Here is a 23398-nt window from a genome sequence, read left to right on the forward strand (position 1 = left end):
ATGGTCAAGCCGGAGACAGAGGAAACTATCGCTGCGATCGTCCGAACCCGTGCGGCCGCCGATCCGGCGGGAATCGCGCTTCGCTTCCTCTCGCCGCTGTCCGGCGCGGATACCGGCCTGTCGCTCGGCCAGCTCGACCGGAGCGCCGGCAGCGTGGCGGCGGCGTTGGCGGGGCTCGAGCCCCAGTCGCCGGTGCTGCTCGCGTTCCCGACCGGGCCCGATTTCGTCGCGGCCTATCTCGGCTGCCTCCATGCCGGCATGATCGCGGTGCCGGTGCGCTATCCCAATGCGCGGCGGCCGTTGACGCATATCCGCGCGGTGGCGGCGGATTCGGGCGCGGCGTGCGTGCTGACCACCGGCGAGATGCGGGCACTGCTCGAGGGTGCGTTGGGTATCGCCGCGTTCGCCGTCGCCGATCTACCCGCGGCGCCGGCCGGATGGGCCGGGCCGGAGATTGCCGGCGAGGACGTCGCCCATCTTCAATATACGTCGGGATCCACGGCGGCACCCAAGGGCGTGATGATCGGCCATCGCGCGCTGATCGCCAATGTCCGCGACATCCTGCGCTGCTGGGAGATCGACGCGGACAGCCGGACCTTGTCGTGGCTGCCGCTCTACCATGATCTCGGCCTCGTCTTTGGCTGCGTGGCGCCGCTCGTCGCGGGATGCCCGGGCATGTTGATGAGCCCGACCGACTTCTCGCGCAGCCCGGCGGTGTGGCTCGAAGCGGTGTCGCGGCACCGGATCACCCACACCGCGGCGCCGAATTTCGCGTTCGACGCTTGCCTGGCAATCCCGGAGGCGCGCCGCCTGGGGCTCGACCTGTCGAGCCTGCGGGTGGCGACCAACGGCGCCGAGCCGGTGCGCGCGCATACCGTGCGCGCCTTTGCCGAGACCTATGGACCGCTTGGCTTTGCGGCCGAGGCGATGTGTCCCGGCTATGGGCTCGCCGAAGTGACGCTGATGGCAAGCCTGTGCGGGCCGGGCGAGTTGCCGGCGATCGTGGACGAACTGGTCGCATCGAGCGGCGCACCGACGAGCACGCGAATCGCGATCGTCGACCCCGAGACGTATCGCCGCTGCAAGGCCGGCGAGCGCGGCGAGATCTGGCTGGCCGGCCCTTCGGTCGCGGCGGGCTATTGGCGGCGCCCGGAGGCGAGCGCGGCCAAATTTGCAGCGCGGATCGCAGGGGGCCGCTCGGCCGAAACCTGGCTGCGTACGGGCGATCTCGGCTTTCTCAAAGGCGGCCGGCTGTTCGTGCTCGGCCGGATGGACGATCTGATCATCGTCCGCGGCGTCAACCACCACGCCGAGGATATCGAGCTGAGCGTCGAGCGCTGCGATCCCGCGCTGGCTCCGGGCGGCGGCGCGGCGTTCGCGGAGGAGCAGGGGCTGGTGATCGCGCAGGAGGTGCGGCGTGAGGCGCTGCGCACGCTCGATGTGACGGCGTTACTGCAGGCGATCCGCCGCACGGTCTCGGAGCAGCACGAGCTTTCGGTCTCCGCGATCCTGTTGCTGCGCCCGGGCGGGCTGCCGCGCACGCACAGCGGCAAGAAGCAGCGCCATGCCTGCCGGTCGGGCTTTGCCGACGATACGCTGGAACCACTCGCGCGCTGGGACGCGAAGGTCGCGGCTACCCCTGCGCAAGAGGAGCAGGTGCCGGACCGGGTCGACGCGCTCAATGCATGGCTGCGCGACTATGCCGTCGAGCGGCTCGACTCGCGGCTGATGGACGAGCGCCGCTCGATCCCGCCTTATGTCGTGCTCGATCTTGGCAATCGCGGCGTGCTCGGCATGGTCGCGCCGCGCGCGCACGGCGGGATGGAGATCTCCAATCGCGAGCTCGTCCGTATCGTCCAGCAGCTCGCGGCGATCGACACGACCATCGCCTCGTTCGTGCTGGTCAACAACGCGCTCGGCATCCGGCCGATCGTGCGCCACGCCCAGCCCGCGACGCGCGAGGCCTTGTTGCCGGCGCTCGCTGCGGGGCGCGAACTTGCCGCCTTCGCGATGACCGAGGCGGATGCCGGATCGAACATCCGCAACCTCGCCTCGGTCGGCCGCCCCGACGGCGAGGGCTGGCGGCTATGGGGCACCAAATTGTGGAGCGGATCGGCAGCCTGGGCCGGGGTGATCAACACCTTTGTGCGCGTCGAGGGCGAGCACGGCGCGCAGAGCGTCGCCGGCTTCGTACTGCGCCAGGGCAGCCAGGGCCTGCGGCACGGCCCCGAGGCGCTGACCATGGGGCTCCGCGCGATGGTGCAGAACCAGGTGCTGCTCGAAGGCGTGCGGGTGACTGCCGCCGACCGGCTCGGTGAAGCTGGCGACGGGATGGCGGCGGCGACTGACACGATGGCGTTCGGGCGCTTCGCGATCGGCGCGATGAGCGTAGGCATCCTCAAGCGCTGCCTCCAGCTCATGGTCCGCCACGGCACGCGGCGGACGATCGCCACCGGGCGGCTGATCGACAACCCCGCGACGCGGATGCGCGTGAGCGATCTGGCCGCGGCGACGCATGCCGTCGAGGCGCTGGTCGAAACCGTCGCCGACCTGCTCGATGCCGATACGGCGATCCCGCCCGAACTGTTCTGCGCGTGCAAGACTGCGGGGCCGGAATTCGCCTGGCGCGCCGCCGACGGCCTCGTCCAGCAGCTTGCCGGGCGCGGCTATATCGAGACCAACCTCGCGCCGCAGATCCTGCGCGACACCCGTGTGCTGCGCATCTTCGAGGGGCCGACCGAGCCGATGCACATGCATGTCGGCTCGCGGCTGGTGCGGATGCCCGAGGCGCTATGCGGCTTCGTTCGCGAGGCGCTCGGCGAGGGCGGCATCGCCGATGCGCTCACGCAGGCGGCGCAGGCGATCGTCGCGCATGCGCTCGCCCATGCCGACGCGCTCGGCGGGCCCAATGCCGCGCGGCAATGGGCCTATCTGGAGGCCGGCGAAGTCGCGACCTATGGCCTGTTGCGCGCCTGCGTGCGGCACCGCGCGCGGGCCGCGCCCTCGGCGGCGCTCGACCGGGCCGAGCAATGGGCAGCGCGCCGCTTCGATCGGCGGCTGGCGCGCGCGCTGGGCGTGCCCTCGGTGCTGCTCGACGCCCGCGATTCCGAGGCGCTCGTCGCCGATTTCGCGCTGGCGATCGGCGACATCGAGCAGCGCGCGAGTGGCGAGGAACGTGGGCTCGATCCGCTGCTCCGCGTCACCGCGACGCAGACCGAAGCCGCCGAGCCGATTGCGGCATCAGAGGAAGAAGGCCCGCTCTATCCGGAACTGCTCGACTGGCTGCGCAATTGGCTCACCGCCGAATATGGCGACGCGCGCGATCGGATCGCCGCCACCGCCCGATTCAGCGATTTCGGGATGGACTCGGTAGCGGCGACGCTGCTCGCCGGCGGACTCGAGGCGCGGCTCGGCACGGCGCTGCCGTCGACCTTGATCTGGGAGCATCCGACGTTGGGCGGACTGGCCCATTATCTCGCCGGGAGAGGCGCAGCGCCCAAGGACGATGCACTTTCGCTGCTCGCGCGGATCGACGAGCTTTCCGAGGCGGAGCTGGAAGCGCTTGCCGGCAGCTATGCCCCCGATCGCGCGGAGGCCGCCGATGCACGCTGACCCCAAGGACGCCAAGGAGCTGCTCAAGCGCCAGCTCAAGGCGATGGTGCGCGAACGCATCGGCGTGACCGGCGGCTGGCACCCGCTTTCGGCGGGGCAAGAGGCGCTATGGTTCCAATGGCGGCTCGCGCCCGCCGCCTCGGCCTATACGATGGTGCTCCCCGCGACGATCCGCGGCGATCTCGACCCCGGCGCCTTGCGCCGCGCGCTCCAGGCGCTGTCGGACCGCCACGCCTGCCTGCGCCTCGAATTCCGCGAGGAAGACAGCGTGGTGCGCCAGCGCGCGCGGCGCGGTTGGGCGATCGACTTGGTCGAGATCGAAGTATCGGACTGGTCGGCGGAGCAGCTCGCCGAAGCCGTCGAGTCAGCAGCGCGCGCACCGTTCGACCTGCTCGACTCCGCGGCAATGCGAGTGCGGCTCTATCGGCGCAGCGCAACCGAGCATGTGCTGCTGCTGGCGCTGCCCCATATCGCCGCCGATCTCTGGTCGCTGATCGTGGTGATGGACGAGCTGCGCGCGGCCTATGCCGCCGAGCATGAGGGCAGGGCGATGGCCTGGCCGCCGCTGCCGATCGAGTTCGAGGATGTCGTCCTCACCGAGCGGCGTGCACTTGCCGATGAGACCCGCGCCGACCTCCACAGCCATCTGCGCCACTGGCGCGAAACGCTGGGCGGCGAACTCCCACTGCTCGATCTGCCGCTCGATCACGCTAGGCCTGCAAAGCGAAGCTTTCGCGGCGGCACGGTGATGCGCTGGGTCGACGCCGATCTGACTGCCGCACTCGATCGGTTTGCCGCGGCGGAAGGCGCGACGCCGTTCATGGCGCTGCTCGCCGCGTACCAGCTGCTGCTCAACCGCTATACCGGGCAGGACGATCTGATTACTGGCATTCCCAGCGCTGGCCGCCAGGCGCCGGGGCTGGCAGGTTTGGTCGGCGACCTCGTCAACATGCTGCCGATCCGCGTGGCGATCGAAGGGGGGCAGAGCTTCCGCCAGCTCCTCGCCGTGACCCGCGCGGCAGTCATCGCGGCGATGCACCACCAGGACGTCCCCTTCTCGGCGATCGTTGAGGCGGTGCAGCCGCAGCGCGACCTCAGCCGCGCGCCGATTTTCCAGACCAGCTTCGTCCTCCAGAAATTCCATCGCTATCCCGAGCTGCAGCGCGCGCTGCTGCCCTCAGAGGACGAGCCCCCGATCCCGTTCGCCGACCTGACGCTCGAACCTTGGCAGCTCGCGCAGCAGGACGGCCAGTTTGACCTCAATCTGGAGATGAAGCGCGACGATCGTGGACGGCTGGCCGGCGCGTGGAAATATGCCGCCGAGCTGTTCGAGCCCGACAGCGTCGCGCAGATGGCCGCGACCTTCGAGACGCTGCTGCGGCAGGTGGTGGCGGCGCCGGACCAGCCGGTGGGCACGCTGTCGCTGCTCTCCGCAGCCGAGGCAGCGGAGGCACTTGCGATCGGCGAGGGCCCCTGCGTGCCGCTTCCCGAACAGCCGACGCTCTGCGCGCTGTTCGAGGCGCGCGCCGCCGAAGCGGGCGATGCCATCGCAGTCCAGCAGGGCGACGCTGCGATCACCTATGCCGAGCTTGCCGCCCGGGTGACGCGCGCGGCGCATGGCCTCGCGGCGCGCGGCGTCCAGTGCGAGACGCTGGTCGCGGTCGCGATGCCGCGCGGGATCGATCTGGTCACGGCGCTGCTCGCGGTCGGCAAGGCAGGCGGCGCGTTCCTCCCGCTCGACCCCGGAATGCCCGCCGAGCGGCTGGCGCAGCTGATCGCCGATGCGAAGCCGGTACTCGTACTTACCGACTTCGCGATCGACACCACGATCCCGCGCACCAGCTTCGCCGCGCTCGACGGCGATGCGGCCTGTGTGCTTCCCGTCGCTACGGGCAGCGACCTCGCCTATGTTATGTACACTTCGGGCTCGACCGGTCGGCCCAAGGGCGCGATGATCGAGCATCGCGGCACGGTGAACCATGCGCTCGCCAAGCTCGCCGATCTCGGCTTCGGGCCCGACGATGCACTCGCGCAGAACGCCCCGCAATCGTTTGACGTGGTGGTGTGGCAATGCCTCGCGCCGCTCGCAGCCGGCGGGCGGGTGGTGATCGTCGCAGACGACGTCGCGCGCGATCCCGCGGCGCTGCTACTGGAAATTCCGCGTCGGCGCATCACCGTGCTCCAGGCGGTTCCCTCGATGCTGCGCGCGCTGATCGAAGAGGCCGAGCGCCACGCCTGGCCGCCCGATCTCACGCCGCTCGCCTGGATCGTTCCGACGGGCGAGGCGCTCCCCGCCGAGCTCTGCCGGCGCTGGCTCGCGCTGTATCCCGGCATACCCCTCCTCAACACCTATGGCTCGACCGAATGTTCGGACGACCAGTGCCATTATCGGCTCGATGCCCTCGACGACGGCGATGCGCCGCGCGCGATCGTCAGCATCGGCCGGCCGATTGCCAACATGGCCGCGCACGTGCTCGACGCGAATCGCGCGCCGGTGCCGCCCGGCGTGGTCGGCGAACTCCATATCGGCGGGATCGGCGTGGGACGCGGCTATCGCGGTGACGCCGTGCGCACCGCGGCGGCATTCGTCACGGATCCGCGCAGTGCCAAGCCGCTCTATCGCACGCGCGATCTCGCACGGCGGCGCGCCGATGGGAGGATCGATTTCCTCGGTCGCGTCGACCAGATGATCAAGCTCAACGGCCTGCGTATCGAGCCTGCCGAGATCGAGACGGCGCTGTGCTGCCATCCGGGCATCGCCGAGGCCGTGGTCGTGGCGCGCGAGACGCCGACATGCGAGCGCGTTCTCGTCGCCTATCTCGTTGGCAGCGCGATCCCCGAGGCGGGCGAGCTGACGCGCTTCCTGGCGCGCACGCTACCGCAGCCCATGCTGCCGGCCCGCTTCGTGACGCTGGATGCGATTCCGCTCACGCCCAACGGCAAGCTGGACCAGCGCCGGCTGCCGATGCCCGGCTGGGAGGCGGAGGTGGCGCGCATCGCCGTCGCGCCGCGCAATCCCATCGAGGCGCGGATCGCCGCGATCTGGGGCCCGCTGCTCCAGCGCGAGCGCGTCGGGGTGACCGAGGATTTCTTCGCGAGCGGCGGCGATTCGATCCGCAGCGTCCAGCTTGCCGCGCGCTGCCGCCAGGCCGGGCTTCCGGTCGAGCCGCTCGATTTGTTCGTCCACCGCACCATCGCCGCGCTCGCCGCGCATCTCGATGTGCTGCTTGCCGACGGGCCTGCCGTTTCGAAGGCCGAACCCGCGAAAGCCGTACCCGCCGGGCGGGCGGCGCGCGCGGCATCGCTCGTCCGCTTTGCCGGAGATCCCGCATGACCGAAGCGACGCTCGACGCCTATCCGCTCTCGCCGATGCAGCAGGGCATGGTGTTCCACAGCGCGGCGGCGCCGGGATCGGACGTCTACGTCGAGCAGCTTGCCTGCACGCTGCACGGTGCGCTCGACCCGGACGCCTTCCGCACCGCGTGGGAAGGATTGGTCGCGCGCCACGCGCCGTTGCGCACGGCCTTTGCCTGGATCGGGCTGCCCGAGCCGCTGCAAGTGGCGGGCGATCGCGTCGCGCTGCCGCTGCGCTGCGAGGATTGGCGCGGGGTGGACGCCGCGGCGCAGGCCGAGCGGTTGACGGCATTGCGCAGCGCCGAGCGGCGCGGCTTCGCACTCGATTGCGCGCCGCTGATGCGGCTGGTGCTCGTGCGCATCGGCGAGGCCGAGCACCGGCTGGTGTGGACCTGGCACCATGCCATTCTCGATGCCTGGTCGGTGCCGGTGCTGCTCGACGAATGGTTCGCGCTCTATCGCGCGGCGGTCGGCGGCGGCGAGACGGGACTCGCGCCGGTGCGGCCCTATCGCGATTTCATCGCCTGGCTCGGGCAGCAGGACGGCGCGGCGGCGGCGGCATTCTGGCGCGAGACGCTTGCCGGGATCGAGGCGCCGACGCCGCTCGGAATCGATCGCACGCTTTCGGTGCGGGGCTATGGACTCGAGTTCCTCGACCTTCCGCCTGACGAGGTAGCGGCGCTGCGCGCCGGCGCGCGCGCGGCGGGGGTGACGCTGAGCACGCTCGTCCACGGCGCCTGGGCAGTGCTGCTGTCGCGCTATTCGCGCGAGGCTGACGTGGTGTTCGGCAGCGCCGTCGCGGGGCGGCCGCATGCGCTGGACGGGGTCGAGACGATGGCGGGGCTGTTCGTCAACACGCTGCCGCTGCGCGTGGCGCTCGATCCGGCGATGCCAATCGGCGACTGGCTCCAGCGGCTCCAGCATGGCCAGCTTGCCGCGCGCCGCTTCGAGCATGTCGCGCTGGCCGAGGTGCAGGGCTGGAGCGCGGTGCCGCGCGAGCAGCCCTTGTTCGAGAGCTTGCTGGTGGTCGAGGACTTCGCCTCGCACCGCGCGCGGATGGAAGGGGCGGGGCTCTCGCTCGGCGCCTTTGATTTCGTCGAGCGCGCCGACTTGCCGCTGACCGTGTTGCTCGCGGTACGCGCGCAGAGCGTGCTCGGAGTCGGGTTCGATCGCGGACGGTTCGAGACCGCGGCGATGCGGAGGCTGCTGGGCCATATGCGCACGCTATTGCTGGCGATGGCGCGCGATCCGCGGGCGCTGGTCGGCACGCTCGATCCGCTTGAAGCGGCCGAGCGCGCCCAGCTCGAGGTCTGGAGCCGCGCGCCGGCGCCGCTGCCCGCGTCGTGCCGCCGGGGCGATCTTGCCGTGTCGCGGTTGTTCGAGGCGCAGGCGGCGCGCACGCCCGATGCGATCGCGGCGGTGTTCGCGGGGCCGCAGGGCGACATCGCCTGGAGCTATGCCGCGCTCAACGCCCGCGCCAATCGGCTTGCGCGCGCACTGGCGGCCCGCGGGGTGATGCGCGGCGACCGGGTGGCGATCTGCATGGAGGCGTCGCTCGACCGGCTGGTCGCGGTGCTCGCCGTGCTCAAGGCGGGCGCGGCCTATGTCCCGCTCGAGCCCAGCCTGCCGCCACGGCTGCACGCCGAGCTGATCGCCGATTGCGCGCCGCGGCTGCTGCTCGCCGATCCGGGGATCGAAAGCGCAGGCCTGACGCCGGGCACGCTGGGCGAGGACGGGTTTGCCGACACCGATCTTCCCGAGGCAGCGGCGCCGAGTGACGATGCCTATCTGATCTACACCTCGGGCTCGACCGGACGGCGCAAGGGCGTGCCGATCACCCACGGGGCGCTGCGCCGGCTGGTCGAGGCGCAGCTCGACGGCTTTGCGATCACTGCGGAGAGCCGCGTGCTGCAATTCTCGTCCTTCGGCTTCGACGCCTCGGTGTCGGAGATCTTCACGGCGCTGCTCGCCGGGGCGACACTGCATATCGCCCCGCGCGCGCTGCTGGTGCCGTCGGCCGAGATGGTCGCGCTGCTCGAGCGCTGGCGGATCGATACGCTGACCTTGCCGCCCTCGGTGCTGGCGCTGCTCCCGCCGGCCGCGCTGCCGGCGCTGGCGACGCTGGTGGTGGCGGGCGAGGCGTGCCCGGCCTGGCTCGCCGCGCGCTGGGCCGGGGGGCGGCGCTTCCTCAACGCCTATGGCCCGACCGAGGCGACGGTCTGCGCGACGATCGGCGCGGTGGCGCCCGACGGCGCGGCGCCGTCGATCGGCCGCCCGATCGGCGAGGTGCGCGTGCATCTGCTCGGTCCCGACGGCCGGCCGGTGCCGATCGGGGTTCCCGGCGAGCTCCATCTCGGCGGGCCGAGCGTGGCGCGCGGCTATTGGCAGCGCCCCGAACTGACCGCGGCCGCCTTTGCCGGCGGGCGCTACCGCACCGGCGACCTCTGCCGTTTCCGCGAGGACGGGCAGCTCGAATATTGCGGCCGCATCGACGCGCAGATCAAGCTGCGCGGGTTCCGCGTCGAGCCCGGCGAAGTCGAGGCGGCACTGCGCGCTGAGCCCGGCGTGGGCGACGCCGCGGTGCTCGCCACCGGCGGCCCGGGCGAGACGCAGCGGCTGGTCGCGTTCGTCACCCGGCGACCGGCGCAGTTCGAATGGTGGCCGTCGATCGCCGAATTCTTCGTCTATGACGACCTCGCCTATCACGCGATGACCAGCGACGAACGGCGCAACCGCGCCTATCGCGCCGCGATCGATGCGGCGGTGCCGGGCCGAGTCGTGCTCGAAGTCGGCACCGGGCCCGAAGCACTGCTCGCGCGCTTCTGCGTCGAGGCGGGCGCGCGCCACGTCTACGCCGTCGAACTGCTCGAAGCCAGCTTCCGCAAGGCGCAGGCCAGGGTGCGCGCGCTCGGCCTCGAAGACCGCATCACGGTGATCCACGGCGACGCGACGGCGATCGCGTTGCCCGAGCGGGCAGACCTCTGCGTCTCCGAGATCGTCGGCGCGATCGGGGGCAGCGAGGGGGCGGCGACGATCACCAACCGCATTCGGCACCTGCTCAAGCCCGGCGCAGCGATGATCCCGGCGTGCAGCACGACGCTCTATGCACCCGTCGAGCTCCCCGAAGACCTGCGCGGGCTGGGCTTCGGGCCGCTCGCCGCGCGCTATGCCGAGCGGATTTTCGCCGCGGCAGGCGCGCCGTTCGACCTGCGGCTATGCGTCAAGGGGCTCGATCGCTCGCATCTGCTCGCCGCGCCGCAACCCTTCGAGGATCTCGATTATCGCGGCGACGTGCCGATCGACTATCGGCTCGACAGCGACTTCGCCATCACCCGTACCGGCCGCGCCGACGGCTTCCTGGTCTGGCTGACGCTCGATACCGGGGCCGGTGATCCGATCGACATCCTCGACCATGCGCATTGCTGGCTGCCGGTGTTCCTGCCGGCGTTCGGCGCCCCGCGCACCGTCACCCAGGGCGAGCGCCTGACCGCGCGCTGCGGCGCGACTGCGAGCAGCGACGGCGTCCATGTCGACTATTTCGTCGAAGGCCCCGGCTTCCGCTACGAAGCGCCGCACCAGCCGCGCACCCATCGCGCTACGCCCTTCTATCGCGACTTCTTCGCCACCGGTGCCACCCCGGCATGCCTCGATGCCGCCGCCCTGCGCACCGCGCTGCGCCAGCGCCTGCCGGACTATATGGTGCCCGCGACGATCGTCGAGCTCGACGCGCTGCCGCTCACCCCCAGCGGCAAGCGCGATCGCGCAGCGCTGCTCGCCGCATTGCCGAGCAGCGCACCGACACCGCTGCAAGCGCCGCTCGACGCGATGGAGGCGCTGGTCGCGCGCATCTGGCGCGAGGTGCTCGAAGTCGAAGCCATCGATCCCGCGGTCAATTTCTTCGACCAGGGCGGGCATTCGCTGCTGCTGCTCGCGGTGCAGGAGGCGCTCGCCGCCGAAGGGCATGCGGTGGAAATCACCGATCTGTTCCGGCACGGCGCGTTGCCCGCGCTCGCCCGGCATCTGGCAGGAACGGCCGACGTCGCGCCCGACACCCGCGCCGCCGCGCGCAAGGCGGCCGCGGCGCGGCGCAGGGTGCTCGCGCCATGAGGGCGGGCGAGGCTTGTCCAGACGACGCCATCGCGATCATCGGTGCGGCGTGCCGCTTTCCCGGCGCCGACAGCCCGGAAGCGTTGTGGCAGATCGTCCGCGACGGTCGCGACGCGATCACGCGCTTCACCGACGAGCAACTCGCCGCCGCGGGCGTCGACGCGGCAACGCTCGCCGATCCCGCCTATGTCCGCGCCAAGGGCATGGTCGCCGAGGCCGATGGCTTCGACGCCGCGTTGTTCGGGCTTAGCCCGTTCGAGGCGGCGCTGATGGACCCGCAGCAGCGACTGTTCGTCGAATGCGCGTGGATGGCGCTGGAGGATGCCGCAGTCGATCCCGCGCGGTTCGACGGCGCCGTCGGGATGTTTGCCGGGAGCATCCTCAGCACCTATCTGCTGCGCAATCTCTGGCCCAATCGCGCGCTCGCGCAGCAGGCGGGCAGCTTCCAGCTCGCGGTCGGCAACGATCCTACGTTTCTCGCGACCCGGACCTCCTATTTGCTCGGGCTCACCGGGCCGAGCACCAGCGTCGGCACTGCCTGCTCGACCGGGCTCACCGCGGTGCATCTCGCCTGCCAGAGCCTCCTCGCGCACGAATGCGATCTCGCCCTTGCCGGCGCCGCCTCGGTCCATCTGCCGCTGGTTGCGGGCTATCGCTTCGAACCGGGCAGCATCCTCTCGCCCGATGGCCATTGCCGCCCCTTCGATGCCGAGGCGCAGGGCACGGTATCGAGCGACGGCGCCGGCGCGGTCGCGTTGCGCCGGCTCGCCGATGCCGTTGCCGATGGCGATCCGATCCAGGCGGTGATCCTCGGCTCGGCGATCAACAATGATGGGCACGACAAGGTCGGCTTCACTGCGCCGAGCGTGGCACCCCAGGCCCGGGTGATCGCCGAAGCGCTGACCGTCGCTGGGGTGGCGCCCGAGAGCATCGCGCTGATCGAGGCGCACGCCGCGGGCACTGCGCTGGGCGATCCGATCGAAGTCGCCGCGCTTGCCGAAGTCTTCGCCCATGCGCCCCGGAAAACGCCGTGCGCGATCGGATCGATCAAGAGCAATATCGGCCATGTCGACGCCGCGGCGGGGATTGCCGGGCTGATCAAGGCGGTGCTCGCGCTGCGCCACCGGACGCTTCCGCCGACTGCGCACTATTGCGCGCCCAGTCCTCGGTTGGCACTCGGGTCCAGCTTCGAGGTCCTTGGCGAGGCCCGCGCCTTCGACGCCGAAGCGCCGATGCGCGCCGGGGTCAGCGCGTTCGGCATCGGCGGCACCAATGTGCATATCGTGCTCGAAGAGTATGTGCCCAATCCGCCCAAGCCGGCGGCGCAGGGGCCGGAGTTGCTGCTGCTCTCGGCGCGCAGCCCGGGCGCGCTCGAAGCCACCGCCCAACGACTGGCCAACCATCTGCAAGCCCATCCCGAATTGTCGCTCGGCGACGTCGCCCATACGCTCCGCAGCGGGCGCCGGCCGCTGCCGTATCGCAGCTTCGTCGTTGCGCGCGATTGCGGAGATGCCATTGCCCAGCTGCGCCGTCTCGAGCCGGGCGAGATGCCGACTGTCGGCAGCGTCGCCTTCCTTTTTCCCGGCCTTGGCGATCATTATCCGGCGATGGGCTGGGAGCTCTATTGCACCCAGCCGCTGTTTCGGCGCGAAGTCGATCGCTGCGCGGCGCTGCTCCTCCCCGAATTGGGCGGCGATATCCGCGACCATCTCTTTGCAAGGCACGACTGGCGCCATCCGGAACTCGCACCAACATCCGACGCACCGGCGCTCGACCTCCGCGCGATGCTCGGCCGCACCACGCGCGAAGAATCGAGCCTCGACGGACCGCGCTGGGGCCAGCCGGCGATCTTCGTCGTCGAATATGCGCTGGCGCAGCTGCTGGTCGATTGGGGCGCGGTGCCCACGACGATGGCGGGATACAGTATCGGCGAATTCGTCGCCGCGACTCTCGCCGGGGTGTTCGCGCTGCCCGATGCGCTCGCGCTGGTCGCGGCGCGCGCGCAGCTGATCGACGAGCGGGTCGAGCGGGGCGCGATGCTAGCGGTGTCGATCGGCGAAGCTGCGTTGGGTGCGCTGCTCCCGCGCGAAGTCTCGATCGCGGCGGTCAACGGTCCGAGCCTTACCATCGCCGCCGGTCCCGTCGACGCGATCGCCGCGCTCGAACGCCGGCTGATCGCCGAGGAAGTCGCCTGCCAGCATCTGCCCGCTACCCATGCCTATCATTCGGCGATGATGGCGCCGATCGTCGTCGCTCTGGCAAATCGCGTCGCGGCGGCCGAGCCCCAGCCGCCGCGCACCCCCTGGGTATCGTGCCTCACCGGCGACTGGATTCGCGCCGAGGAAGCGATCGATCCGCATTATTGGGCGCAGCATCTCTGCCGCACCGTCCGCTTCCACCAGGCGCTCGAGCCGCTGCTCGCCGATCCGGCGCGCATCCTGATCGAGCTTGGCCCCGGCCAGTCGCTGACCTCGCATGCGCTCGCGGTGCGCACCCGGCTCGGCCGCGCCAACCCGGTGATCCCGGCGATGCGCTGGTCCTATGGCGGCGACGGCGAAGCGGCAACGCTGCAGCGCGCGGTCGGGCAGCTCTGGGCCGCGGGCGCCACGCTCGATTTCGGCCGGGCATTCGCACGCGCGGATACGCGGCGGATCGCGCTGCCGACCTATGCTTTCCAGCGGGTGCGGCACTGGATCGATCCCCCCGCCGCCGACGATCCTGTCGAGACCGGTCGGCGGGCAGTCGAGGACTGGTTCTCGCTACCTTGCTGGAAGCCGGCGCCGCTGACGCAGGAAGGCAAGATGCCCAGCGGCGACTGGCTGATTTTTGCGGATGCCCACGGCATCGGCGCGGAGCTGGCGGAGCGGCTTCGCCCGCGCGGCGGGCGCACGATCTTGGTTCGGCCGGGGCTTGCATTCGCGGCCACTGCAGACGGCTTCACCGTCGCGCCCGGCGATGCCGCCGACTATGGTGCGCTCGTCGCGTCGCTAAGCCAGGCCGGCGACGTTCCTCCCAATATCGCGCATTGCTGGGCGCTCGACGCGCACCGCGATTTTGCCGATACGCAGGCGCACGGGATCGAAAGCGTGGTCGCGCTGCTCGCTGCGCTGTGGCGCGACGATCCCGGCCGGTCGCTGCGCGTCGAAGTCCTCGCCAGCGGCGTTGCGGACTTCGGTGAAACCGTGCCCGAAAAGGCGACGCTGCTCGGCCCGGTGCTGGTCGCGCCGCAGGAGCGCCCGGGCACGCGCTGCCGCTGCATCGATCTCGATCCGGCTTCTGGCGACGCAGTCGATGCAGTGGTGGCCGAGCTTGCGGTCGAACCGACTGCGCCGCTCGTGACCTATCGCGGCAAGGCGCGCTGGCTGCGGGGTTATGAACCGGTGCGGCTCGGCCCGGTCGCAGACGGCCTGTCGCCGCTGCGCGATCGCGGCGTCTATCTGATCACTGGCGGGTTGGGCGGGGTCGGGCTGGTGCTCGCGCGGCACCTGGCAGAACGCTGCGCGGCGCGGCTGGTGCTGGTCGGGCGCACCTCGCTTGGCGAAGGGCCAGCGCGCCGTATCGCGGCCGTGCAGGCGCTGGAGGAAGCCGGCGCAGAGGTGCTGACCCTCTCCGCCGATGTCGCCGATCGCGCGGCGATGGCCAAAGTGTTCGCCGCTGCCGAGGCGCGGTTCGGTGCGGTGCAGGGGGTGTTCCACTGCGCCGGATCGATCGGCGCCGATACCTTTTGCGAGATGGCGCGGATGACCTCTGCCGATATCGACGCGCAGCTTCACGCCAAGGCGCGCGGCGCGATCGTGCTCGATCAGGTCATCGCCGGCCGCGCGCTCGATTTCTGCGTGCTGATGTCGTCGCTGTCGGCGGTGCTCGGCGGGCTCGGCTTCGCCGCCTATGCCGCGGCCAATTGCTTCCTCGATGCTTTCGCGCAGGATCGCAGCCGCGTGCGCCGGACGCGTTGGCTAAGCATCGATTGGGACAGTTGGCGCCTCGGCGAAACGCGCGCCGCGGTTGCCGGGCTTGGCGGCACCGTCGCCGACTATTTCATGCAGGGCGGCGAGGCCGCGGATGCCTGCGAGCGGATATTGGCGGTGGCCGGCGTGCCCAATGTCGTCGTCTCCAGTGGCGATCTGCGGCAGCGGCTGCGCCAATGGGTTGAGCACTGGGCCGAAACGCCCAGCGCGACGCTGCACGCCCGCCCGGCGATGCGCAGCCGCCATGTCGCACCGCGCGACCCGGTCGAGCACGAACTCGCGCAGATATGGCAATCGCTGTTCCTGATCGAAGGGATCGGGGTCGACGACAATTTCTTCGAACTGGGGGGCAATTCGCTGCTCGCCACCCAGCTCAATGCGCGGATCGCGCGCACGCTCGGCGTCGAGCTGTCGCTTGCTGGCATATTGCGCGCGCCGACGATCGCCGCGCTTGCCGAGGCGGTGCGCGCCGCTGCCTCCGCGCCGGATGCGGAAGACCTGCTCGCCCGCCTCGACGATGCCGAGATCGAGCGTCTGCTTGCTGTGGAGGATGGGAATGGCTGAAGCGCGCGGTCGGCTGCGGGAACTCTCCACCGAGCAACGCGCCTTGCTCCTGCGCCGGCTTGCCGCTGAGCGTTGCGACGCGATTCCGCCGCATGACGGGGAGGAGGCTCCACTCTCCTTCGCGCAGGAGCGGCAATGGTTTCTCGATCGGATGTCGCCGGGCGATCCGGCGCATGTCATCGCCGGCGCGCTCCGGCTCGAGGGCGACTTGTCCGTCGCGGCACTCCAGGCCGCCTTCGATGCGATCGTGCGCCGCCACGAAACGCTGCGCGCGCGCTTCGATGCGGCCTCGGGACAGTCGATCGCGGCATTCGCGCCGCTGCCGATCCGGCGCGTCGATCTTTTCGAAGCCGAAGCGCTGCGCCTCTATGCCGCGGAGACCGAAAAGGGGTTCGACCTGACCCGAGAGGCGCCGCTGCGCATCACGCTGATCCGGATCGCCGCGGACGATCACCTGCTCGTCTTCGCGCTTCACCATATCGCCGGCGACGGCTGGTCGATCGGGGTTCTGCTCGACGAGCTTGCCCGCGGCTATACCGGGCTCGAAGTCGCGCCGCTGCCGATCGCCTATCGCGATTATGCAGCTTGGCAGCGCCGCCGGCTCGATCAGGGCGGGCTGGCGCGCAGCCTCGATTATTGGCGCGAGCAGCTCCGCGATGCCCCGCCGGTGCTCGAACTTCCCGCCGACCATCCCGGCGAGCGCGACTATGCCGGGGCCGCGCTCGAACGCCGGATCGCGCCTGCGCTCCGCCAGCGCCTCGATGCGATCGGCCAGGCCGAGGGCGGATCGCTGTTCGTGACGCTGCTCACCGCCTATCTGGTGCTGCTGATGCGGCTGACGGCGCGCGAGGATCTGATCGTCGGCACGCCGGTGAGCGGCCGCACCCGCCTCGAGACCGAACCGCTGATCGGCCTGTTCCTCAACACGCTCCCGGTTCGTGTAGGGCTCACCCCCGATCTCAGTTTCCGTGAAGCGTTGGCCCGCGTGCGCAGCGCAGTCATCGACGGAATAGACCATGGCGAAGTGCCGTTCGATCGGATCGTCAAGGCCGTTGCGCCCGAGCGCGCCGCGGCGAGCCATCCGCTGTTCGAGACGCTGTTCAACTTCACGCCTACGCCACCGCGCGCGCTCTTTTTGGGCAGCGTGGGCGCGCGTTTCGTCGCGCCCGGCGCGCCGCGCTGCGAGTTCTCGACGACGCTCTATGTCAGCGAATGGCAAGGCGGGCTCGACCTCAAGCTCGCCTATCAGAGCGCGCGCTATTCAGAGGCGAGGATCGCGGCGCTGCTCGGCCAATATGCCACGCTGCTCGAACAGGCCGCGGCCGAGCCGAATTGGGCGCTCGGCGATTTCGATCTGGTGACGGCGGGTGCGCCGCTCGCCGATCCGTCGGCGCCCATCGACATGCCGGCGCACCGACCGGTTACCGAGCAGATCCTCGGCTGGGCGGCGCGCACGCCCGATGCCCCAGCGCTACGCCACTCGGGCGGGACGCTCCGCTATCGTGATTTCGCGTTGGCGATGGGGGGCGTGGCTGCGCAATTGCGTGCAGCCGGGATGCGGCCTGGCGATGTCGTCGCGGTGCATGGGCCACGTTGTCCGCAGCTCGTCGCCGCGATGGCCGGGGTGCTCCATGCTGGCGGCGTACTGCTCACGCTCAGCCCCGACCTTCCGGAGGGACGGCGCGCCGCGATGGCGGAGCATGCGCGCGCGCGCTTTCTGCTCCACGCCGGCGCGCGGCCCGATTGGCTCGGCGAGTGCGTGGGGCTTGCGCTCGGCGACGAGCGGGCGGATCCCGGCGCGGGGGCGCCGGCGCGCGGGCCGTGCGATCCCGCCTATATCTTCTTCACTTCGGGCAGTACCGGTGTTCCCAAGGCCGTACGCGGGACCGCCGCGGGACTCGCGCATTTCCTCGACTGGCAGCGCGACACCTTTGCCGTGGGCCCGGGCGATCGTTGTGGCCAACTGACAGGCCTGTCGTTCGATGTGGTGCTGCGCGACGTCTTCCTGCCGCTCGTCTCGGGCGCCGAGCTGGTATTGCCGGACCAGGACGCGGCGACGCTGGAGTGGCTGGCCGCCGAGCAGATCACGCTGCTCCACGCCGTTCCCTCGATCGCCGATGCCTGGCTGATCGAAGCCCAGGACGCGACCCTCCCGGCGCTTCGCATGACTTTCTTCGCCGGCGAGCCGCTTTCTGGAACGCTGGCGGGCCGCTGGCGCGCCGCGTTTGCGCCGAACAGCGCGGTCATCAATCTATATGGTCCGACGGAAACCACGCTCGCCAAATGCTATCACGTGCTCGGCTCTGCGGGAGCCGGCGTGCAGCCGCTGGGCCGGCCGCTACCGCAGACCCAGGTGATCGTGGTCACGCCGGCGCTGCGGCGGTGCGGCGTCGGCGAGCTCGGCGAGATCGCGATCCGGACGCCGTTTCGCAGCCTGGGCTATCTCGACGCGGAAGCCGAGACCACGCGCAGGTTCGTGCGCAATCCGTTCGGCACAGCGGCCGACGATCTGCTCTATCTCACCGGCGATCGTGGGCTGATCGATGCCGAGGGGGTGCTCCAATTTCGCGGCCGGATCGACGGACAGGTCAAGCTGCGCGGCGTGCGGATCGAGCCGAGCGAAGTCGCCGCTGTGCTGCGCACCAGCCCCGATGTCGCCGCGTGTGCGGTGGTGATGTATCCCGATACGCCAACCGGGCCGATGCTCGCGGCATATGTCGTTGCGCACCCCGAAAGCGAACGCAGTGCGCGGGGGCTGCGTGACTATCTGCGCCAGCGTCTGCCCAGGCCGATGGTGCCCCAGGCCTTCGCGTTCCTCGACGCGCTGCCGCTCACCGCCAATCATAAGCTCGATAGGGCGCAGCTTCCGCCGATCGTCGCGGCGGGGGCCGAGCGCTACATCGCGCCGCGCGACACGATCGAACTCCAGATCGCGCAAATCTGGGAGGAACTGCTGGGCATCGACCGGATCGGCGTGGTCGACAGCTTCTTCGACCTGGGTGGGCATTCGCTGCTCGCGATGCGATTGTTGGTGCGGATCGAGCAACGTCTGGGACGCAAGCTGCTGCTCTCGGCGCTGTTCGAGAATCCGACGATCGAGCATTTCGCGAATCTCGTCCGCCGCCAGGAAACAGTGGACTCGCAGCTGGTTCGGCTGTGGGCGGGGAAGGGCGGGCAGATCCTGTTCCTCGTGCATACCGGCGGCGGGACGGTGCTCAATTATGTTCCGTTGGTGCGCAATCTTGCGCCTGCCCTGCCGGTATATGCGGTGCAGGCTGGCGGGCTCTCGGGCGAGGCGCCGCCGCTGGCCGACGTGTCGGCAATGGCCGCGGACTATGTGGCGCGGCTGCGGGGGCTCCAGCCCTTCGGGCCCTATCGGATCGGGGGGCATTCGTTTGGCGGCGTCGTGGCCTATGAGATGGCGCGCCAGCTTTGCGCCGCGGGCGAGCAGGTGGCACTGCTCGCCTTGTTCGACAGCGCGCTGGTCCGTCCGAACGAGGAGGAAGCCGCGGTAACGCCTGAGAATTCGGTGGCGCGCGACCTTGCCGCTGCCGTCACGATCTTTCGCCGCTTCACCGGGATGGAAGTGTCGATCGACTATGCCGCGCTTTGTGCACTGGCTGTGGATGATCAGATCGCCCGCGTGGCCGAGGCTTTTGCGCGAAACGGATCGCTGCCGGCGGAAGATGGCGCGCAGCTGGTCCGCAATCTTCTGGCGGTCGCGCAGGCGCACCGCACCGCGCGGCGGCGCTACCGCCCGAAATCCTCGCCGGTTCCGATCACGCTGTTCCGTGCGAGCGACAGCGATCGCACCGGCGAAGAAACGCTCGGCTGGCGGCAGGTCGCGGGCGCGCCGGTGCGAGTCGAATGGGTGCGGGGCGATCATGTGACGATGATGGCCGAGCGCAACGCCGCGGAACTCGCCGAGCGGCTGTCAGCCTGCCTTGCGGAGACGCTTGTCGGCTGAGATCAGCCGGGTCGCGGCGGCATCGAGTGCGGCGTCGGCATCGCGCCAGCGCGCGACATGTTCGGCGAGCTTCGCCCGGCAGGCGCCCAGCCGGGCAAGGTCGGGCGCGAAGGCAGCGCGGCTGCGCCAGCTTCCCGGCCCCCCGCCATAGGCGTTGGCGATCATCGTCGTGCGCGGGTCGATGCCGCGCAGGACTGCCTCGGGCAGTTGGGCGGCGAGTGCGGCGATGACCTCCGCACCCGCTGCCAGCGGATCTGCTTCCAGCACGGCGCGGATCGTGGCGCCTACGAGATGGTGCGCGCGTCGGAACGACATGCCGGTACGGACCAGCCGGTTGGCGATTTCGGTCGCCTCGACCAGCCCTGCTTCTGCCCGGGCCTGCATTGCCGCTGCGCGCGGCCGCGCGCCGCGCACCATCGCCTCCATCAGCATCCCCGCGCTGGTGCTGTCGGCCAGCGCATCCCACAGTCCGGTCATCGCCTCGGTGCCGGCGGCGATATTGTTGCTGTAGGGCGCAGCGTGGCTCGCCGCGATTGCGGCGGTGAAGGCGCCGAGCGCACGCGACGCGCGACCTTGAATATGCTCGAGCAGATAGGGATTGCGCTTCTGTGGCATCATCGAGCTCGAGCCGACCAGCGTATCGGGCAAATCTACCAACGCAGGCGGGCTGGCCCAGCTTTGCAGATCGAGCGCCATCCGGCTCAGCGTCGTGCCGACTATCGCAGCCTCGCCGAGCAGGCGGAGCGCGAAATCGCGCGCAGCGACGGCGTCGATTGCGTGGGGGACAGGTGCAGCGAAGCCGAGTAGCCGCGCGGTGGTTTTCGGTTCGATCGCCAGGCTGGTGCCGCCTGCAGCACCGGCGCCGAGCGGACAGTGCGCGAAATCGCCATCGAGCCAGGCGGTGAGCGCCTCGGCGCTCCGCAGCAGCGGCTGTGCGAAGCCTGCGAGGCTGTGACCATAGCTGCCAGGCAACGCCGGTTGGCCATGGGTGTGGATCGGCATCAGCGTGTCGGCAAAGCGCCGCGCCTGGGCGAGCAGCACGGCGATGAGTCGCAGCAGCGCGCGGATCAGCGACTCTACGGGCGTGCGCAGCCGCAGCCGCAGCAGCGTCGCGTTGAGATCGTTGCGCGATCGCGCGGTGTGGAGCGCACCGCCGAACGCGTCTCCCAATTCAGCAACGAAATGTGCCTCATAGAGCAGATAGAGGCCGCGCGGGGCGGCCGCGGTCTCCAGTGCAGCGAAGCCCGTCGCCGCAAGCGCGTCGATTTCGGTTAGCAACTGCGGCGCGGTCTTACTGGAGATCAACCCGGTCTCAGCGAGCATCACCAGGTGTGCGCGGTCGATCTGGCGGATCAGGGCGAGTTCGTCGGCGCGGCCGAACGGGGCGGGTCGAAAGGCCAGCGCGCTCGCAGCCAGCGGCGACAGCGCTGCGCCGATCCGCCCAGTATCGGTCATTCGATCGTCGGTGTCAGCAAGGCAAGTGCGCGTTCGGCGCCGCCGCGACAGACTTCGGCGCTGGCGGCGGCGGCGATGACATGGCCGATGCGATCGTGGAAATCGCCGGCGAGCGCGATCGGGCTGCCAGGCGCGCGATACAGGCCGACATCGCATATGCCCTCAACCGCGGCGGCGGCGGGGACGCCCTCGACGGCTGCGAGCGTCCCCGCACGCGGCGGGACGAGGAATCGGATCGAGGCGTGGCCACGCAGCGGTGGAGCACGGCGAACCGGTCGGGCGAGGACGATGCGGACCAGCTCGCGAATCGGATCGAGCCCGGTGGCGCGGCGTATCAGCTCGGGGATGAAGCCGCCGGCGAGCCGCGCATTGACTTCGATCACGCAGGGGCCGTCGAGCCCGAGGCGCAATTCGGTGTGTGCCGCGCCCCAGCACAGATCGAGCGCGGCGACGGCGGCACGTGTGATGTCGGCGAGCGCGCGCGCCTCGGCGGTGCCGAGCGAGGCCGGGAAATCATGGCCAAGCTCGACAAAGGTTGGCGGCGCAGACACGTGTTTCGCGGTGATCCCGATGACCTCGCCGGCGAGCGTTTCGACTGAAAATTCACGCGCTTCGACAAAGGCCTGAACCAGCACTGCCGGTCGCACGGCGAGGCCACGTTCATTGGCGCTCTGCGCGAGCAGCGTCGCGGCGTGCACCTCGACTTCGTCGATCGACCGACACAGCCGCACCCCTACGCTGCCGCTGCCGCCTGCGGGCTTGACCACCGCCGGAAGCCCGATCGCGACGGCGGCGGCAAGCGCCTGGGCGACGTTGCCCGCGGAGATCGCATTGGGCACGGGCACGCCGAATTCGCGCAACCGGGCATGCTGCCGCGCCTTGTCGCGGCAACGATCGATCGCGGCCGGAGACGGGGCGGCGAGACCGAAATGCGCCGCGACTCGCGCGGCGGTGGCGATGAAATAGTCCGAGGTCGAAGTGATGCCGGCCAGTCCGGCTTCGGCATCGATGTCGCAAAGAAGCGCGATCAACTCCGCCTCGTCCGAAGTATCGGCCTCGATTACCCGGACGCCCTCCTCCTGCGCGCAGGGATAGCGCCGTCGATCGCGGGCGATCAGCACTGGGATGCAGCGCTCGGCCCGGGCGGCGCGGAGGAACAGCCTGCCGGTGCCAGTGGTGTTACTCTCGATAAACGCCAGGATGCTCATGCCGCGCGCTCGATCTCCGAGCCGGCTAGGACCTCGTCGATGCGGCGGCGGTGCCAGCCAAAGCGGCTCCAGCCTTCGCCCTCGAAGCCCGGCGTGTCGACCGTGACCGGCGCGCTGGGCAGCGCGGCGCGCCCCAACCCGCGCGCGGCGAGCCATTCGCGATCATAGACCGTGCTCATATAGCGGTGCCCTTCATCGGGCAGGATCGCCACCACTTGGCGATCGGGATGCTCGTGCGCCCACCAGCGCGCGGCGAGCCAGGCGGCGCCGCTGGTCGGGCCCATGAACAGCGCGTGGCGGCGGTGGAGTTCGTGCGCGGCGGAGAACGCGTCGGCGGCGCTGACCCAATGGACTTCGTCAAACGCAGTGTGGACGACATTGCGGGGCAACAGGCTGTTGCCAAGCCCGCGTAGCAGCCGGCCGGGGCGATCAGGCTGGCCGAACAGCACGCTGCCATGCGTATCGACGCCGACGACGTGGAGACCCGGACAGCGTTCGCCGAGCGCGGCGGCGGTGCCGCACATCGATCCGCCGGTGCCGACGGTGCCGATCAGGCAATCGATCTGGCCAAGTTGGGCGTGCAGCATCTCGGCGAGCTCGGCATAGGAGCGGCTATTGTCCGGATTCTCATATTGAGCGGGCCAGAAATGATCCTCGTGGTCGCGGCGCAGCGCCGTGAGCAGGTTAAGCCGTGCCTGCTGCATGCCGCCGACGGCAGCGGGCTCGGTGACGATGCTGATATCGGCGCCGAGACCAAGGATGCGGTCGCGCAGCGTCGCGTCGATCGCGCCGTCGCCGACCAGCCACAACCGATGGCCGCGCTCAGCGCAGACCATCGCGAGTGCGAGCCCGAAGGTGCCCGAAGTCGTCTCCACCACCAGGGTGTGCGGCCCGATCTCGCGGCGCGCCTCGGCCTGGCGGATGATATAGGACGCCGGGTAGAGCTTCATAATGCCGAAGATCGCCACATAAAAATTGGGCGCGAGGCGGAGCAGGCGTGGCGGCTTCAGCGCCTCGGAGCCTAGTTCGAAGATCGGTGCGGCGCCCATCTGGTCCTCCCCCAATAAGGTGCGGAGTAAATTCGCAAATGGGCGCCCCGAACACCGGAACCCGCTCCGAAACGGAGTTCAGGAAGCGGGCGGCGCTATGGGAGACTGCTCGAC

8 protein-coding genes are annotated in these 23398 nt (G+C 70.3%); 5 read left to right on the forward strand and 3 right to left on the reverse strand.

Annotated elements, in window-relative coordinates:
• From AB2M62_RS01890 to AB2M62_RS01910, 5 genes are read left to right on the forward strand one after another with little or no spacing between them, the layout of a single operon-like run.
• Entirely contained in the window at positions 1–3612 is a 3612-nt protein-coding gene (locus AB2M62_RS01890) for an AMP-binding protein (protein WP_404337317.1), read from the forward strand.
• Positions 3602–6946, forward strand: coding sequence for an amino acid adenylation domain-containing protein (locus tag AB2M62_RS01895; RefSeq protein ID WP_404337319.1), 3345 nt, complete (start codon positions 3602–3604; stop codon positions 6944–6946). Before AB2M62_RS01890 ends, AB2M62_RS01895 begins: the two co-directional genes overlap by 11 nt.
• Positions 6943–11073 (forward strand): amino acid adenylation domain-containing protein, encoded by a 4131-nt coding sequence (locus AB2M62_RS01900; RefSeq protein WP_404337321.1) that lies wholly within the window; start codon positions 6943–6945, stop codon positions 11071–11073. Before AB2M62_RS01895 ends, AB2M62_RS01900 begins: the two co-directional genes overlap by 4 nt.
• A complete protein-coding gene (locus AB2M62_RS01905) occupies positions 11070–15605 on the forward strand; it encodes an SDR family NAD(P)-dependent oxidoreductase (protein ID WP_404337323.1) in 4536 nt (1511 codons plus the stop codon). The genes AB2M62_RS01900 and AB2M62_RS01905 overlap by 4 nt, the downstream gene beginning before the upstream one ends.
• Positions 15598–19572, forward strand: a complete 3975-nt coding sequence (locus AB2M62_RS01910) for an amino acid adenylation domain-containing protein (RefSeq protein ID WP_404337324.1) — start codon at positions 15598–15600, stop codon at positions 19570–19572. The genes AB2M62_RS01905 and AB2M62_RS01910 overlap by 8 nt, the downstream gene beginning before the upstream one ends.
• Here the strand turns inward: AB2M62_RS01910 and AB2M62_RS01915 are convergent.
• Genes AB2M62_RS01915 through AB2M62_RS01925 form a run of 3 tightly spaced genes read right to left on the reverse strand, consistent with a single transcriptional unit; the run spans position 19540 to position 23284 of the window.
• Complete coding sequence (locus AB2M62_RS01915; RefSeq protein ID WP_404337326.1) at positions 19540–21027, reverse strand: argininosuccinate lyase; 1488 nt, start codon at positions 21025–21027, stop codon at positions 19540–19542. The genes AB2M62_RS01910 and AB2M62_RS01915 overlap by 33 nt on opposite strands.
• Positions 21024–22235, reverse strand: coding sequence for an ATP-grasp domain-containing protein (locus AB2M62_RS01920; RefSeq protein WP_404337328.1), 1212 nt, complete (start codon positions 22233–22235; stop codon positions 21024–21026). Before AB2M62_RS01920 ends, AB2M62_RS01915 begins: the two co-directional genes overlap by 4 nt.
• The gene (locus AB2M62_RS01925) at positions 22232–23284 is read right to left on the reverse strand and encodes a cysteine synthase family protein (RefSeq protein WP_404337330.1); all 1053 of its coding nucleotides are present in this window, start codon (positions 23282–23284) and stop codon (positions 22232–22234) included. The genes AB2M62_RS01920 and AB2M62_RS01925 overlap by 4 nt, the downstream gene beginning before the upstream one ends.
• Positions 23285–23398: the final 114 nt, after the last annotated feature.

It is taken from the genome of Sphingomonas sp. MMS12-HWE2-04 (genome assembly GCF_044881185.1).
Classification (GTDB): Bacteria; Pseudomonadota; Alphaproteobacteria; order Sphingomonadales; family Sphingomonadaceae; genus Sphingomonas.

Excerpts from the sequence above, each read along its gene's own strand:
- AB2M62_RS01925 (WP_404337330.1), bottom strand. The coding sequence starts at position 23,284 with ATGGGCGCCGCACCGATCTTCGAACTAGGCTCCGAGGCGCTGAAGCCG.
- AB2M62_RS01905 (WP_404337323.1), top strand. The coding sequence starts at position 11,070 with ATGAGGGCGGGCGAGGCTTGTCCAGACGACGCCATCGCGATCATCGGT.
- AB2M62_RS01920 (WP_404337328.1), bottom strand. The coding sequence starts at position 22,235 with ATGAGCATCCTGGCGTTTATCGAGAGTAACACCACTGGCACCGGCAGG.
- AB2M62_RS01910 (WP_404337324.1), top strand. The coding sequence starts at position 15,598 with ATGGCTGAAGCGCGCGGTCGGCTGCGGGAACTCTCCACCGAGCAACGC.
- AB2M62_RS01900 (WP_404337321.1), top strand. The coding sequence starts at position 6,943 with ATGACCGAAGCGACGCTCGACGCCTATCCGCTCTCGCCGATGCAGCAG.
- AB2M62_RS01895 (WP_404337319.1), top strand. The coding sequence starts at position 3,602 with ATGCACGCTGACCCCAAGGACGCCAAGGAGCTGCTCAAGCGCCAGCTC.
- AB2M62_RS01915 (WP_404337326.1), bottom strand. The coding sequence starts at position 21,027 with ATGACCGATACTGGGCGGATCGGCGCAGCGCTGTCGCCGCTGGCTGCG.
- AB2M62_RS01890 (WP_404337317.1), top strand. The coding sequence starts at position 1 with ATGGTCAAGCCGGAGACAGAGGAAACTATCGCTGCGATCGTCCGAACC.